Annotated in this window: 1 pseudogene; it reads left to right on the forward strand. The window is 41.8% G+C overall.

The features are described 5' to 3' along the window. Nucleotides 1-764: pseudogene (locus EAO33_RS08875) on the forward strand (hypothetical protein); the annotation flags it as partial.

Consider the following 764-nt stretch of genomic DNA (forward strand, 5'->3'; position numbering starts at 1 on the left):
GGATTTTAATGACTCGCCTAATTAGCATACTTCTACTCATCAGCCCCCTATGGGCTATAAACCCTAGTTTAATCCAAGACATGCAACAAGCCCGTGCCTTGATGGTTAAAATCTACTACCAAGCCTTCAAAGAGCGTTGCGATCGCATAGATAATGACATAGTCTATTCACTTGCCATGCAAAAGGAGGCACCCGCCCTTGTCAAGCACCTAAAAGCCTTTGTCAATCATATCCCGCTTTTACAAGCCTTTCAACCCAAAACCCCCAAGCAAGCCCAAATGATCCAAGCACTCAAAGCCCTTGAGATGTTTAACCTCGCTACCCTTTTGCACGACTATATCCCTGACTTTGAATGTAGAGATGATTCTCCCGAGCGTGTTAAGCCCTTTAATGCCCAAAAGAGCACGCTAGAATTTTTAAAGGGCATAGAATTGATCTACACCCCCTTGTTAAGGGCTTATCATCAGGGTTTAGATATGACAGATTATTTACAGGCATTGCAAGCCAAGCTTGACTCACCAGATTTATATAGTTACTTGAGCAACATGGCAACTCAAGAAGATATTTTAAACATGACTAAAGGCGCGAAGACCCCGACTATGCGCCACTATTTTAAAGATTTTAAATCCATCAAGGCGCAATACGATTTCCTTGATAGTTTATATGACCTTTTTCATCCGGAGTTGGCTTCTGCCAATCAAAATTTTTTGCAAGATCAGATCATGCGTTCTATGGATATCAAGGTGCAAGATTTAGACTTATGG

This window comes from Helicobacter labacensis (assembly GCF_003660285.1).
In the GTDB taxonomy this organism is placed as follows: domain Bacteria; phylum Campylobacterota; class Campylobacteria; order Campylobacterales; family Helicobacteraceae; genus Helicobacter; species Helicobacter labacensis.